General features: G+C 45.2%; 11 protein-coding genes. 6 read left to right on the top strand and 5 right to left on the bottom strand.

The genetic code is table 11. The features are described 5' to 3' along the window. Positions 1 to 339: 339 nt before the first annotated feature. Positions 340 to 1,629, top strand: a complete 1,290-nt coding sequence (locus R7M72_RS16105; protein ID WP_025766937.1) for an NAD(P)/FAD-dependent oxidoreductase — start codon at positions 340 to 342, stop codon at positions 1,627 to 1,629. Between the two features lie 76 nt (positions 1,630 to 1,705). Here the strand turns inward: R7M72_RS16105 and R7M72_RS16100 are convergent, their stop codons facing one another. The 4 genes from R7M72_RS16100 to R7M72_RS16085 all read right to left on the bottom strand — a co-directional run bounded on the left by R7M72_RS16100 (position 1,706) and on the right by R7M72_RS16085 (position 7,226). Next, on the bottom strand, positions 1,706 to 2,254 hold the full coding sequence (locus R7M72_RS16100) for a GNAT family N-acetyltransferase (RefSeq protein ID WP_025766936.1): 549 nt from the start codon (positions 2,252 to 2,254) through the stop codon (positions 1,706 to 1,708). Between the two features lie 160 nt (positions 2,255 to 2,414). Then, positions 2,415 to 3,182 carry a peptidoglycan binding protein CsiV gene (locus tag R7M72_RS16095; protein WP_021707672.1) on the bottom strand — a complete coding sequence of 256 codons (768 nt, stop codon included), beginning with the start codon at positions 3,180 to 3,182 and terminating at the stop codon, positions 2,415 to 2,417. A gap of 7 nt (positions 3,183 to 3,189) precedes the next feature. Beyond that, entirely contained in the window at positions 3,190 to 6,651 is a 3,462-nt protein-coding gene (gene mfd, locus R7M72_RS16090) for a transcription-repair coupling factor (RefSeq protein ID WP_170897183.1), read from the bottom strand. 5 nt (positions 6,652 to 6,656) lie between these two features. After that, a complete protein-coding gene (locus R7M72_RS16085; RefSeq protein WP_017634743.1) occupies positions 6,657 to 7,226 on the bottom strand; it encodes a hypothetical protein in 570 nt (189 codons plus the stop codon). A 249-nt stretch (positions 7,227 to 7,475) separates the two neighbouring features. Here R7M72_RS16085 and lolC point away from each other — a divergent pair, with 249 nt between their 5' ends. From lolC to lolE, 3 genes are read left to right on the top strand one after another with little or no spacing between them, the layout of a single operon-like run. Next, positions 7,476 to 8,684, top strand: a complete 1,209-nt coding sequence (gene lolC, locus R7M72_RS16080) for a lipoprotein-releasing ABC transporter permease subunit LolC (RefSeq protein WP_315956922.1) — start codon at positions 7,476 to 7,478, stop codon at positions 8,682 to 8,684. Next, positions 8,677 to 9,384, top strand: a complete 708-nt coding sequence (lolD, locus tag R7M72_RS16075) for a lipoprotein-releasing ABC transporter ATP-binding protein LolD (protein ID WP_005378457.1) — start codon at positions 8,677 to 8,679, stop codon at positions 9,382 to 9,384. The genes lolC and lolD overlap by 8 nt, the downstream gene beginning before the upstream one ends. Positions 9,385 to 9,386: 2 nt before the next feature. Then, positions 9,387 to 10,631, top strand: coding sequence for a lipoprotein-releasing ABC transporter permease subunit LolE (gene lolE, locus R7M72_RS16070; RefSeq protein ID WP_025766930.1), 1,245 nt, complete (start codon positions 9,387 to 9,389; stop codon positions 10,629 to 10,631). 147 nt (positions 10,632 to 10,778) lie between these two features. Here the strand turns inward: lolE and R7M72_RS16065 are convergent, their stop codons facing one another. Next, positions 10,779 to 11,288, bottom strand: coding sequence for a DUF2062 domain-containing protein (locus R7M72_RS16065; RefSeq protein WP_005387834.1), 510 nt, complete (start codon positions 11,286 to 11,288; stop codon positions 10,779 to 10,781). Positions 11,289 to 11,296: 8 nt separating this feature from the next. On the opposite strand from R7M72_RS16065, the gene R7M72_RS16060 reads away from it, so the two are divergent. Beyond that, the gene (locus tag R7M72_RS16060; protein WP_064376275.1) at positions 11,297 to 13,552 is read left to right on the top strand and encodes a DNA internalization-related competence protein ComEC/Rec2; all 2,256 of its coding nucleotides are present in this window, start codon (positions 11,297 to 11,299) and stop codon (positions 13,550 to 13,552) included. A gap of 31 nt (positions 13,553 to 13,583) precedes the next feature. Then, the gene (gene msbA / locus R7M72_RS16055) at positions 13,584 to 15,332 is read left to right on the top strand and encodes a lipid A ABC transporter ATP-binding protein/permease MsbA (protein WP_042522131.1); all 1,749 of its coding nucleotides are present in this window, start codon (positions 13,584 to 13,586) and stop codon (positions 15,330 to 15,332) included. Positions 15,333 to 15,337: the final 5 nt, after the last annotated feature.

Below are 15,337 nucleotides of genomic sequence, written 5' to 3'. Positions count from 1 at the left end.
TAGTCAATCCGTACTCGTTACACGGATTTTGGTTGCCTTCAAAGTTGGTCTCTATATAATGAACCGGACTAAAATAATTTGATAAATATCAAAAAAAATTGAGAGCGAGTAATAAACTTGCCCAAAAAATTCTGGCGTCGTATGCGTACCAGATAAACATGCCAAACCCTGACAAGTCATTGATAGATAAAGAATCAAGGTGAGTGGCAGTTTTTTAATCCAAGTAATTGAGACACCTCTAAGAACCAAGAATTCATCGGTTGGATGGATGCCACAAATGTTTGTGAGTCATGCATCGAGCTGAACCCCATATATTCATTTTTGTAGAGGAAAATCATTGTGACACGCATTATCGTTGTAGGCGGCGGTGCAGGTGGTCTTGAGTTGGCAACTAAGCTTGGTCGAACTCTAGGTCGCAAAAACCGTGCGCGAATTACGCTAGTCGATCGAAAAGCGAGCCACTTGTGGAAGCCATTATTGCATGAGGTTGCTACAGGTTCTTTGGACGAAGGAGTAGATGCACTGAGCTATCGAGCTCATGCAAAAAACCACAGCTTCGACTTCCAAATGGGTAGTCTTCAAGACATCGACCGTGAACGTAAAGTGATCATCTTAAGTGAGCTTAAAGACGAACACGGTGAACTTCTTATGCCAAGCCGTGAGCTAGAATACGACATTCTAGTGATGGCGATTGGCTCGACATCAAACGACTTCAACACGCCTGGCGTTCGTGAAAACTGTATTTTCCTAGACAGCCCTGAGCAAGCACACCGTTTCCGTACAGAAATGAACAACGAGTTCCTAAAGCTGCACGCGAAAAACGGTAACGGTACGGTCGATATTGCGATTGTTGGTGCTGGTGCAACTGGCGTTGAACTATCAGCTGAGTTACATAATGCTGTTAAAGAGCTGCGCACTTATGGCTTCGGTGATCTTGATTCTAGCAAGTTGAACGTCAATCTGATTGAAGCAGGTGAGCGTATTTTACCAGCGTTACCTCCACGTATTTCTTCTGCTGCTCATCAAGAGTTGGTGAAGTTGGGCGTAAACGTGCGCACCGCCACTATGGTGACTAAAGCTGAAAAAGATGGCCTTACTACAAAAGATGGTGAGAAGATCCCAGCTCAAATCATGGTTTGGGCTGCGGGTATCAAAGCTCCAGACTTTATTAAAGATATCGCTGGCTTAGAAACGAACCGTATCAATCAGCTTGTAGTGAAAAACACACTACAGACAACACGAGATGATGACATCTTTGTTATTGGTGACTTAGCACAATGCACCCAGTCTGACGGTTCGTTCGTGCCGCCACGCGCTCAAGCTGCACACCAAATGGCAAGCCAGGCATTTAGTAACATCGTCGCGAAGATCAACGGGCGCGAGTTGAAAGACTATGTATATAAAGATCACGGTTCATTAGTGTCTCTAAGTCGCTTCTCAACCGTTGGTAGTCTGATGGGGAACCTAACTAAAGGGTCGATGATGGTAGAAGGCCGTATTGCTCGTGTCGTTTACATCTCATTGTATCGCATGCACCTAATGGCGTTGCACGGTGTATTCAAAACCGGTCTGATGATGCTCGTCGGCCGCATTAATCGCGTGCTGCGTCCAAACCTTAAGCTGCACTAAGGTTTTAAATCCACTCTGTGTGGATGTGTTGTATCTTAAAAAATGCAGAAGCCACCGCAAGTCGGTGGCTTTTTGTTTATGTTAGATCTGTCGGTAAAAGTGAGTACACAACGCCATCTTTAGGCTTACCATGAAAAATAAACCGGTTTCTGGCGATGGCTTCTTTTTGTGCACCGACGGACTCAATTAAGGCTTGGCTAGCTTCGTTGTCGGGGTCACAAACAATCTCTAGTCGAGTTAAACTTAGCTTTGCGAAGCAGAATTCTGCTAAGGCTTTAACGGCTTCTTGGGCATAGCCTTGCCGTTGATAGCGGTCGGCAACCCAGTAACCAATACTCGCCATATTAAACGTATGATATAACTCATTAACCGCTGCCATTCCAACCAAAGTGTTACTTTGCCGCTCATAGATACCGAAACCAAAAGCCTCAGTTTTGACCCAGTTAAGACGGGTTGCCAACAGAAAGTCCTGCGCGGTTTTCAATGTGACGTTTTTATCACACCAGTCAAGCCATTGGTGCAGCGAAGGGGATTCTGCAAGTAATCGTTGTAGTGAATGTGCTTCTTCAGCAGGGATGAGCTTGAGCGCTAAGCGGGGCGCAATGATTTCAAAGTCTGGACTCATGAACTAATACGACTTCCATGTTGAGTGTAAGTAAATTGAAAGCTGTCTATTTATACTTGAACGCAGCTATTTTCCTTGCTCTGCGTTGGTTAGGAATAACTGAGGTATAGCAGATAAAAACAAAGCGCAGCTTTGCTGCGCTTTGTCGAACCGCTCGTGCTTATCGAACCCGACGAACTTGAATGATCATACCCATCAACGGGTTATCTAGGTAATGAGTTTCGCTGCTACGCATACGACGTTTTTGATCCATTCGATAACTCTTCAGGAATTTCTCTTCGGTTACTGTCGGCGATATTTCTGCCAAGTTACCTACTTGGACGTTACCATCTACTTCACCTAAGTCATCCGCCAATTGCTCAGTTGAGGTTGGTTCAAAACGCACCTCTCTAACACTTGGTTCGCGCAGATCTAGTGTTGTTTCGGCGAAGAGGTAATGCTGTACGTATATTTGGAATCGACCATCTAGTTCATATAAAGGACCATTGACCGTCTCTTCACTGTAACCGTCGCTGGAAAATGTTTGATTGCCATTGATTGGGCGGCCATCTGCTTGATAAGAATCAGAGAAATCTCGCCCGCCAACGATGCGGAAAATTGGGGCGCTAGATTTACCTCGGTCACCTTGACGCCAGGCTACGTGTTTAAGCACTTTAAAGCCGGCATGATTATTTAGTGCCGCTTCTTGCGCGTTGAGACGGAAAGAAGAACTTGGCAAAAGTGTCACGCCTTTAGAGCGGCGGTAGGATTCACTCTCTAGGCTACCGACATTTTCCATATCGATTTTTGGCAGTTGATTCGGCCAAGATTCTGTTGTGCTTTCAGCGTCGACTGCTCGCTTGAAAATGATCACTTCAATATCAAATTGGCGCTGTGCCCAAGAGGGCATTGAGACACATAGAAGCAATAACGGGATCAGTATTCTCATTCGACTATTAGCTCGTTGGTAATAAATTCTGTTTAAAATCATTCAGTAAGTCTTGAACAAACTGAATGCGTTTACGTCGGTCCACCAATGGTACGCTAAACTTGAACTTAGTTGGACCTTCCATTGCAAATTTTTGCGGCTGTGATTGCAGCAGTTTAACTAAATACGCTGGATTTATGTCAGCATCAGGGTAAAACTCGATAAATCCACCTTTATCATGGGCTTCTATCTTTTTCGCTTTTAAACTACCAGCCGAAATTTTCAATTCTGAGACGGCAAGTAAGTTCTTTGTTGCGTCTGGAAGCAAACCAAAGCGATCAATCAGTTCCACTTTTAGCTCTGATAGTTCATCACTGCTTGTGACACTCGCAATGCGTTTGTACATCGACAGTCGTGTGTTTACATCCGGAATGTAATCATCTGGTAAGAGCGCTGGGATTCGCATTTCCACTTCAGTTTGCTCACGAAGCAGCTCATCCAAAGATGGCTCCTTGCCTTCTTTTAATGCTTGCACTGCTTGTTCCAGCATTTCCATATAAAGTGTAAAACCAACGGATTGAATTTGCCCACTTTGCTCATCACCAAGCAGCTCACCAGCACCACGGATTTCTAAATCGTGGGTTGCTAACGTAAAGCCAGCACCTAAGTCTTCCAGTGAAGTAATCGCATCAAGACGCTTGATGGCATCTTTGGTCATGGCTTTTGGATGTGGCGTTAATAAGTAAGCATAGGCCTGATGGTGTGAACGTCCAACACGGCCACGTAATTGATGCAACTGCGCCAAGCCAAGATTGTCCGCACGATCCATGATTATGGTATTCGCCGTTGGTACGTCGATACCGGTTTCGATGATGGTTGTACACACCAACACATTAAAGCGCTGATGGTAGAAGTCATTCATGATTCGCTCAAGTTCGCGCTCGCGCATTTGACCATGAGCCACGGTAATGCGTGCCTCTGGGATGAGTTTCTGTAAGTCTTCTGCCGTTTTTTCAATGCTTTCAACCTGATTGTGCAGGAAGTAAACCTGACCACCACGCATAATTTCACGCAGTACCGCTTCACGGACCACTGGCTCTTCTTTTTGTCGAACAAAGGTTTTAATGGCTAAACGGCGTGCAGGAGGTGTCGCGATGATCGACAGGTCTCGCATGCCACTCATTGCCATATTCAGTGTGCGTGGAATTGGTGTTGCGGTGAGGGTAAGAATGTCCACATCCGCACGCATTGCTTTGACTTTTTCTTTTTGACGAACCCCAAAGCGGTGTTCCTCATCAACGATCAACAAACCTAAATCTTTGAATTTAATGTCGCTCGAAAGCAGCTTATGCGTACCAACGACAATATCGACTTTACCATCGGCAACGTCTTGCAGAATGACTTTTTGTTCTTTGGCAGATTTAAAACGAGACAGTACTTCAACTCGGATTGGTAAGTTGGCAAAACGGTCACGGAAGTTTTCGAAATGCTGCTGAGCAAGTAAGGTTGTTGGTACGAGTACGGCGACCTGTTTACTATTATCCGTTGCGACAAATGCTGCGCGCATAGCGACTTCCGTTTTACCAAAGCCCACGTCACCACATACTAAGCGATCCATTGCTTTTGCCTGGCACATGTCTGACAATACGGCATTGATGGCCATCGCTTGGTCATCTGTTTCTTCAAACGGGAATGTTGCTTTAAATGTTGCGTATTGCCCACGATCTAGCTCAAATTTGAAGCCCGGTTTTAATTCTCGTTTTGCATACACATCCAGCAATTCTGCCGCGACATCACGCACTTTTTCTGCCGCTTTACGACGTGCTTTTGCCCACGCTTCACCACCTAATTTATGCAGTGGCGCACTCTCTTCAGCGCCGCCAGAATAACGGCTGATAAGATTCAGTGATGAAACTGGCACGTAGAGCTTGGCATCGTTTTGATACTCAAGGGTGACGTATTCCGTTTTCATACCACCGGCTTCAAGTGTTTGTAAACCGATGTAGCGGCCAATACCGTGATCAATATGAACCACAGGTTGGCCGGGTTTTAGTTCGGCAAGGTGGCGAATAACGGTGTCACTGTTGACGGCTTTTTTATCTTTGCGGCGTCGCTGGATAACACGGTCACCGAGTAGATCACTTTCACAGATCAGAGCGAAGTTCAGCTCTTCGTGAATGAAACCATGCTCTGCTGCGCCTAAGACCAAGCTGAATCGATCACCCGAGTCTAGAGCTTGGTAAAGTGAGCCATGTACGACTGGCCGAACTTTGATGCCTTGCAACAGCTCCGTTAGTGCTTCACGACGACCTTCTGACTCTACCGAGAAAACGATTTTGCCGCTGAATTGCTCACTAAACTGACGAAGGCGCGAGAGCGGCTCTTTATTTTGTTGTTGAACGCCAAGCTCGGCTAACGATTGTACTGGTAGGTTTTGACGACCGGCACGCTTAACCACTTTATCTAGGCTCAATTGAGCGATAGGGAGCTGTTTTAGTTGACTGAAAAGTTCGTCTTTTTTCAACCAAAGCTGTTCAGGAGTCAAAAGAGGACGCAGCGGATCAACTTTTTTCTGGTCGTATCGATATTCGACATCGGTTAAGAAAGTATCGACCGCAGATTCGATATCACCATATGTGATGACTTGAGAGTCTTCTGGCAAATATTCAAATAAAGTCTCGGTATGGTCAAAAAACAGCGGCTGCCAATACTCAATACCAGCGGGCCACGTGCCTTTGGTCACTTGCATGTAGATTGATTCAGGCTCGCGGCGTGCGTCGAACTGGGTGCGCCAACGTGTACGGAAATCTTCAATCGCTTCTTTAGTGGTTGGGAACTCATGTGCAGGCAGCAATTGGATTTGCTGAATATCGTCGATAGAGCGTTGGTTCTCTGGATCAAACGTGCGAATGGTATCTATTTCATCATCAAAGAAGTCGATGCGGTACGGGTCATTGCTGCCCATAGGAAAGAGATCCAGAATAGACCCACGACTTGCATATTCACCTGGTCCAAATACTTGATCTACATGGCGGTAGCCAGAATTTTCAAGTTGTACACGTAACTTCTCTAGCGAGAGCCGATCACCAGTTTTCACCATTAAAGTGTGTTGCAACAGAAAATCACGTGGCGATTGGCGTTGCAATACTGTACTGACCGGGACGATGGTTATGCCATCACGTTGACTTGGCAGTTGGTATAGGCGAGCGATACGTTCAGAGATGATTTCTTGATGCGGAGAAAAGTTATCGTAAGGCAGCGTTTCCCAGTCGGGGAACAGGCTTACCGTTTGGTCGGTGAATTGCTCAATCTCTGCCTGAAGCTTTAAAGCGATTTGCGGGTCAGGCACAACGAGTAGCGAGTGACTCGAATGCTGCTTGGCTAGCTCTGCAATGGCTAGAGGTAGAGCTGCGCCCGGCAAATTACCTAGCTGTTTTTTGTCGCCACGCTCTGAAGGGTTGGTGACGGAAAGAATCGTTGCTTTTGTCATAGGAATTATTTTTTATCTCGCTCCATCGAGCGCTGACGTAAAAGTTTTTGTTGTTGATACAGTGCCGCCTTTATCAGTAAATCTTGATCAGATTCTCGGAGCATCTTGTATCTAAGCGTGATAATGAAATCTTGCTCTGAAGCATCACATTCTTCTACTTGAGCGTAACAGTAAATCGCCGCAGCAGGGTGATCGAGGAACAGTTTAACACGAACGAGTTGTTGAGTAGTTAACGCTGTATCTGAGCGGAAACTGAGTTGACTAGCACCAAACTGCGTCGTTTGATATCGAATGGAGGCGTCATCTTGTTGTGAAAGCATAAAGCTCAACAAGAGGTTAAGTTTCGCGTTTTGCGTATCAAGCAAGTTGATCACATGCTTTAACTCTTTGTTTTTCAGCTCTAGACGCGCGTTGTCTGCCAACATATCTAAGTGACTAAATTCACTGGCGACAATAAATGGTGCTGGAATTTCGGAGGCAAATGTTTCTTCATCTGGCAAAGCAAAGTCCGCACTCAACGTTTCGACGTTGATGGTGAGGTTATGATGGACGGTAAAGTATTCTTGCTCTGTCATATAGTCGATCCTTTTGCCAGTGAGCGCTCCCTGTTCACTCAACAAACAAAGAGAAATAGGGCACTGATTATCGCTAACTGAATGAAGTTATCAAGTTTAGCTGATTTGTCCTTGAACTTTTTGCCCTAAATACAGACTTATTGCATGTCGTTGACAAATTTAGCGATTCTCTTGTCTTCTTAATGAGAAGAGTAAGGTAAGATAATCCGCTAAAGCTTTATATCAAAACAACCAGTTGGTTTGTCTTATATGTATCATCCTATCTCATTGTTTATTGGCTTAAGGTATCTTCGGGGACGCTCTGGAGATAGGTTCAGCCGATTTGTTTCTTATATGTCGACGGCGGGTATTACGATCGGTGTAATGGCGTTGGTGACGGTTCTTTCTGTGATGAACGGGTTTGAATCGCAGTTAAAAGAACGCATTTTAGGTGTGCTACCTCATGCCGTGGTTTCGCAACACGATGGAAAAGCGCCTATGACCGAGTCTGCCCCTCCATTTGTTCAAGCGATGTCGAGTGAATCTCAGCCGGAGCCTATCGTTAGAGGAGAGGCTGTTATTCAGAGTTCTGCACAGCTGACGGCTGGTTACCTCATCGGTATTGAACCTAAGAAAGGCGATCCGATTAGCAACCATTTGATTGCCGGACGATTATCGTCACTTCAAGCAGGTGACTACAATGTATTTTTGGGTCACAGTTTGGCGCGTTCACTAAAGGTCTCAATCGGGGATAAAGTACGCTTGATGGTGACCAACGCGACGCAGTTTACCCCACTTGGTCGTATTCCTAGCCAGCGAAACTTTACTGTCTCAGGCATTTTCAATACGGGATCGGACGTTGATGGTCAATTAATGATTGTGAACATGACGGATGCATCTAAGCTGATGCGTTTCCCTAAAGACACGGTTTCTGGTTGGCGTGTCTTTTTCTCTGACCCATTTATGGTGACGGATTTTGCTGACCAACCCATGCCTGATGGATGGGAATGGAGTGATTGGCGCGAACAGCGTGGTGAGCTTTTCCAAGCGGTGAAAATGGAAAAGAACATGATGGGACTTATGCTAGGTCTAATTGTGGGTGTCGCTGCATTCAATATTATCTCCGCTTTAATCATGGTGGTAATGGAGAAGCAATCAGAAGTCGCAATATTGAAAACTCAAGGCATGACTCAATCTCAAGTGATGACCATTTTCATGGTGCAAGGTGCAAGCAGTGGTGTAATTGGCGCGATTGTTGGTGGCGCTGCGGGCGTGATCTTGTCACTTAATCTAAATGCGATTCTTGAATCTGCTGGTGTGGCGCTATTCAGCTTTGGTGGTCATCTACCCATCTTGATTGATTCACTGCAAATTCTTTTAGTGGTGGTGTTGGCGATTGCTCTTAGCCTTGCTGCTACACTTTATCCTTCTTATCGAGCATCTTCTGTTAAACCTGCTGAGGCACTTCGCTATGAATAAGCTATTAGAATGTCGTGATATTCGTAAAGTCTACCGAGAGGGTTCGTTAGATACGGAAGTGTTGAAAGGCGTAAGTTTCGATATCGACAAAGGGGAGTTGGTTTCTATTGTTGGCTCTTCTGGTTCGGGAAAAAGTACCTTATTGCATATTTTAGGTGCGTTAGATGACGCAACTCATGGTGAAGTTGATTTTCTAGGGCAAAACCTATCAGCTTTGAGCTCGAACAAACAGGCGGCATTACGCAACAAGCACCTTGGTTTTGTATACCAGTTTCATCACTTGTTGGCTGACTTTACTGCGCTTGAAAATGTGGCGATGCCACTGATGATTGGCGGTGCTAAAGTAGCGGATGCAAAACAGGCGGCTAAAGCGCTGTTAGATAAAGTTGGTTTGAGTCATCGGATGCAACATAGACCCTCCGAGTTATCGGGCGGTGAGCGTCAGCGTGTTGCGATTGCGCGTGCATTGGTGAATAAACCTGATCTGGTCTTGGCTGATGAACCTACGGGGAACTTAGATCACAATACGGCACTGTCTATCTATGATTTGATGCGCGAGCTCAATAAAGAGTCAAACATTGCATTTTTGGTTGTCACGCATGACAAAGAGCTGGCAGCAAAAATGGATCGTCAAATGCACATGCAAGATGGTTTGCTCGTAGATCGTTTTGTGACTGATACAGCATCTGCGGAGGGCTAGTTTTGTTTACCTCTTTAGCTTTGATGATTGGTGGTCGCTTCAGTCGAGCGAAAAAGCGCAACAAGATGGTGTCTTTCATATCGCTTTCTTCGACCATTGGTATAGCGGTTGGCGTTGCTGTGATCATTATCGGTTTGTCTGCAATGAATGGCTTTGAGCGCGAGCTGCAATCGCGTGTGTTGTCTGTGATCCCACACGGCGAGTTAGAAGGTGTTAATGGACCACTTCATGACTACACCAAAACGATGAATCAAGCTCTAAAACATGAACATGTTGTCGCGGCAGCACCGTACGTTCGTTTTACGGGTTTGGCAGAAAAAGGCAGTAAGCTAAAAGCGATAGAAGTTCGTGGCGTAGAGCCTACTTTCGAGCAAGCGGTGTCGAGCTTGTCGAATTTTATTGACCAAGAAGCTTGGCAAAACTTTTATGCCGGTCAGCAGCAAGTGATCTTAGGCCGAGGTGTAGCAAACGAGCTAAATGTCGCCGTGGGGGATTACGTTACGTTAATGATTCCGCAAACAGGCGGCGCAAATAAAGTGCAGGCTCCTAAGCGTGTGCGCGTGAAGGTGTCAGGGTTCTTAACGTTGAATGGCCAAATCGACCACTCTCTAGCGTTAGTACCATTAGCTGATGCGCAGCAATACGCGAGGTTAGGGGAAGGGGTCACAGGCATTTCACTAAAAACTGACGATGTTCTCAATGCGCCTTCTATTGTTCGCGAGGTTGGTAGCATGGTTGATGTTTACGTGTATTTGAAAAGCTGGCAGCAAAAGTTTGGTTTTTTGTATCGCGATATTCAGCTCGTGCGCACCATTATGTACTTGGTGATGGTACTGGTGATTGGCGTGGCATGTTTTAATATTGTGTCTACGTTGATGATGGCAGTGAAAGACCGAGCGGCGGAAATTGCAATTTTGCGAACAATGGGAGCAAAAGATAGCCTAATCAAACGGATCTTTGTTTGGCAAGGTGTATTCTCTGGTGTATTTGGCAGTCTCGTCGGCAGTGTTATCGGTGTCTTAGTGGCGTTAAACCTGACTCCGTTAATTAAAGGGTTAGAGAGCTTAATTGGTCATCAGTTTTTATCGGGTGATATTTACTTTGTTGACTTCTTACCATCACAACTACACTGGCCAGATGTGGCATTGGTGTCAGTGACGGCGATAGTGCTTAGTTTACTTGCGACGTGGTATCCCGCTTCTCGTGCCGCAAGGCTGAATCCGGCGGCTGTACTGAGTTCTAAATAGCTGATTGTTTTACAATATGCGAAAAAAAAAGGACCGAATTCGGTCCTTTTTTTGTATTTATCCGACTTGAGTAACATCGCGTTTCATTCTAACTGTTAGATGCCCCTCAACTGATAGCTCAAATGCTGATTTTTACGCAGTAAGGTCTTATCTTATTTTGCGTTTTTGCCAGCTCCGTACCACGGAGTAGCGCCAAAGCCCTCGAATTCCGAAGTAGCCAATAATCGCGGATACAACCCCACAAATTGCGCAGCCCAATAGAAATGGAGGTCCAATGGTGCTCATTTGCTGCATGATGAATTCCCACGATAGTTCAAAGTGAAAAGGTTGCGGGGGAAGACGCATCACTAGAGCACCTAGCTTGTACGCAAAGTAAAATAGCACAGGCATAGTGATAGGATTGCTGATCCATACCAAAGCGACGGAGAGGGGCAGATTGACACCCAACATAATGGCCAAACCAGCGGCCATGATCATTTGGCTCGGCAGCGGAACAAAAGCCATAAATAACCCGACAGCAAAAGCCCCTGATGCCGAGCGTCGGTTTAAGCACCACAAGTTTGGGTTGTACAACACATTGCCGAAGACCTTCAATGCTTTTTGGCGTTTGATCAATTCATGATCTGGCATGAAGCGTTTTATCAGCTTTCTAGGCATAGGACAGCATGACTCTCTCAGAAAAAAGTTGGACCTTGGCGTTATTTGTAGCGAGCGTAATCTCGTCAGCTTGGTGGCCGACAATACCAGATTGGCGTTGGTTGCTGCTGGGAATAATAACCACTGGCTCAATAATCAAATTACGTCGTGGCTTAATTAGCATAGGCGCAATTGCGGGCTTTATGGTTGTCATCGTCCACGGCAATGTATTGGAGTCTCAGAGACAAGCCCTTTTTCAAGCAGGGGAGAATATTACCATAATTGGTAAAGTTGACAGCCCTTTTACGCAAATAAGTCACGGTTATGAAGGTATTGTCGCTATAGAAGCGGTAAATTCTCAAACTCTGTTACCTTTTCTTAAACCTAAAATCCGTCTTATTACGCCTTTTCCACTCGATGTTAACAGTGAGTTTACGACATCCATCTCGTTAAAGCCGATTACAGGTCTACGCAACGAAGCTGGCTTTGATGCTGAAAAGCACGCGATGGGTAAAAATATTATCGCCCGAGCGGTTGTTAACAAAGATGCTAAGTGGATTGTTCGTTCTAATGTATCTCTGCGTCAATCCATTATTGCCGATGTCGCTGATGATGTGTCTTCCCTTCATCATTTCTCGTTAATAAGTGCGTTAGTTTTTGCTGACCGTTCTTGGTTGTCTAAGGAAGATTGGCAAGCGCTCAGGGACAGTGGTTTACTGCATTTGGTCTCCATTTCTGGTTTACATATTGGTATGGCGTTTACTTTTGGGCTAGTCGTGGGCGGTACCGTTCGTTATCTATTACCCCAATACCAGTTGTTGCCTAGCTTATATGGGCTGATCTTTGCTGTTGCCTACGCTTGGTTAGCGGATTTCTCTCTGCCTACTACGCGAGCAGTGTCGGTATGCGTTGTTTACGTTCTCCTGAAGTATACTCTGGTGCACTGGACTTCTTGGCGAGTTCTTTTGCTTGCAGTATCTCTACAACTGCTTGTCCAACCTTTTGCATCCTACAGTATGAGCTTTTGGTTATCATACCTATCCGTTTGTGCGGTATTGCTCGCAATTAATTTGATTCGACATCAAAGGGGAGGTTGGAAAGCGAGGTTAAAAGCGTTATTGCTTACTCAATTGATGTTGAGCGCTTTAATCGTACCTGTTAGTGGCCATTTCTTCTCCGGTTTTAGTTTGTCCTCAATAGCCTACAACTTGGTATTTATTCCTTGGTTCGGATTTATCGTTGTACCCTTGATGTTTCTAGCCCTGTTCTCATCTTTGTTTCTTGAAATGATAGCGAAGCCTCTGTGGCATTTGGTGGACTGGTCATTACAGCCATTGAGCACGTCAATACAGTACGCAATAGGTTCTTGGCAACCTATTAGCATGGAAATGACAATGCTGGTTATGGCTATAGTGGTTTGCTTAATATTTCAACGGTTCATGTCTCAGTACGCGTGGTATTTGTTACTCGGCATCGTTATTAGTATCAAGCTTGCATCGGAGTATGAACCGCATTGGCGTATCGATGTATTAGATGTAGGTCATGGCCTTGCAGTGGTTGTAGAAAAAGACGACAAGGTGTTGCTGTATGACACTGGTAAAGCATGGCAAAGCGGCAGTATCGCAGAGCAGGTCGTCACTCCGGTTTTGCATCAACGAGGTTATGAAAGCATAGATACACTGATTCTAAGCCATTCCGATAATGATCACGCAGGCGGCCGCTTTTTCATTGAAGATGCCTTTTCTCCACAGCGTAAACTTAGTAGTCAATTCTTTATCGGATATGAGCCTTGCACTAGAGGCGACCAATGGAAATGGCAAGGATTAAAGATGGAAGTGCTCTGGCCTCCTGCACTTGTTCAACGTGCGTATAATCCGCACTCCTGTGTATTACGACTTACTGACCCTATTTCTAACTTTAGTATGCTTTTTACTGGTGATATTGAGGCCATTAGCGAGTGGATTTTGCTTAGAGAACCCGGAAAGTTACAAAGCGATGTGATGCTAGTCCCTCACCACGGGAGTAAAAGTTCATCGAATCCTCGATTTATTGAGGCGGTGAGCCCGAGTGTGGCGGTTGCTTCTTTAGCAAAAAACAATCGATGGGGAATGCCAGCGGAAAGTGTCGTTGCTTCATACCGAAAACTTGGCGTCACTTGGCTTGATACTGGTGAGGGTGGTCAGGTAAGCTTCTTTATTCACCGTGATAATTGGCGCTCAGAAACCAAACGTAGCGATACATTTGAGCCTTGGTATAGGCAGATGCTGCGTAAGGGAGTAGAATGAGAGTCTTAATGTAAGAAAATAAAGCACTTCTATGTCGATAAATACTGATGAAACGACTTGGCAGACGTTTAAGCGTCTATGGCAATTTATTCGCCTTTATAAGTCAGGTCTTGTCGTTGCAGTCATTGCATTAGTTATTAATGCTATATCAGATACCTATATGATTTCCCTACTAAAACCACTACTCGATGAAGGTTTTGGGAACGCTGAATCTGATTTTTTACGCACGCTTCCATTGATTATTTTTGCCATGATGTTCATCCGTGGCATAAGTGGATTTGTCTCCACCTACTGTTTGAGCTGGGTATCTGGCAACGTAGTTATGCAAGTCCGTCGCATGGTGTTCAATCACTTTATGCATATGCCAGTGTCTTACTTTGATAAGGAAAAGACGGGCAACTTATTGTCGCGTATAACCTACGACTCAGAGCAAGTATCAGCGGCAACTAGCCAAGCGTTGGTGAGCATTGTGCGTGAAGGCGCAAGTATCATTGGTCTGTTAGTCTTGATGTTTTACAACAGCTGGCAATTGTCGCTAGTGCTGTTTGCTGTTGCTCCCGTTGTGGCATGGGGTATTGGTGTTGTTTCTAAACGTTTTAGAAAAATATCCAAAAATATGCAGACCATGATGGGTAACGTAACTGCATCAGCAGAGCAGATGCTGAAAGGCCATAAAGTTGTGTTGAGCTATGGCGGCCAAGACATCGAACGTAAACGATTTGAAAAAGTCAGCAACCAAATGCGTCAACAAAGCATGAAGTTGGTGACGGCTCAAGCGGCGGCTAACCCTATCATCCAAATGATTGCATCACTTGCAATTGTTGCCGTTCTTTATTTAGCAAGTATTGATTCGATTAAAGAGCAACTGACTCCAGGTACATTTACTGTTGTGTTCTCTGCAATGTTTGGTCTGATGCGCCCACTTAAAGCGCTGACTAACGTTACTTCTCAGTTCCAACGTGGTATGGCCGCGAGCCAAACGCTCTTCGCGTTAATTGACCTCGAGCCTGAGAAAAACGAAGGTAAGTTGACAGTTGAACGCGCAAATGGCGATGTTTCAGTTAAAAACGTAAGCTTTACTTACACTGGTGCAGAAAAACCAGCATTGGAAAATGTCAGCTTCGATATTCCAAGAGGAAAAACGGTGGCGCTAGTTGGCCGTTCTGGCTCAGGTAAAAGTACCATCGCGAACTTGTTCAACCGCTTCTATGATGTTGACAGTGGTTCTATCACATTAGATGGGCATGATATTCGTGATTACGAGCTAAAGAATTTACGTCAGCAATTTGCACTAGTATCGCAAAATGTTCATTTGTTTAATGACACGATAGCAAACAATATTGCGTACGCAACGGATGGCCAATATGAGCGCAGTGATATCGAGAAAGCGGCAACACTCGCGCATGCGATGGAGTTCATCGGCAAAATGGATGATGGACTTGATACCATGATTGGTGAAAATGGTGCTAGCTTGTCTGGTGGTCAACGCCAACGTGTTGCGATTGCGCGAGCTCTATTGCGTGATGCTCCAGTGCTGATTCTTGATGAGGCAACTTCGGCTTTGGATACCGAATCCGAGCGAGCTATTCAAGCTGCACTTGATGAGCTGCAAAAAGACAAAACGGTACTTGTAATAGCGCACCGCTTATCCACAATCGAGAAAGCCGATGAAATTCTTGTGGTTGATGATGGTGCCATCATTGAACGTGGCAACCACGCTGAGCTTATTGAGAAAAATGGTGCGTATGCACAATTGCACCGTATTCAGTTTGGTGAATAAGCGCG

The organism is Vibrio sp. YT-18, assembly GCF_033337345.1.
Taxonomy (GTDB): domain Bacteria; phylum Pseudomonadota; class Gammaproteobacteria; order Enterobacterales; family Vibrionaceae; genus Vibrio; species Vibrio alginolyticus.
Note: the sequence above shows the minus strand (reverse complement) of the source record. Positions and strands in the feature narration are given on the sequence as shown.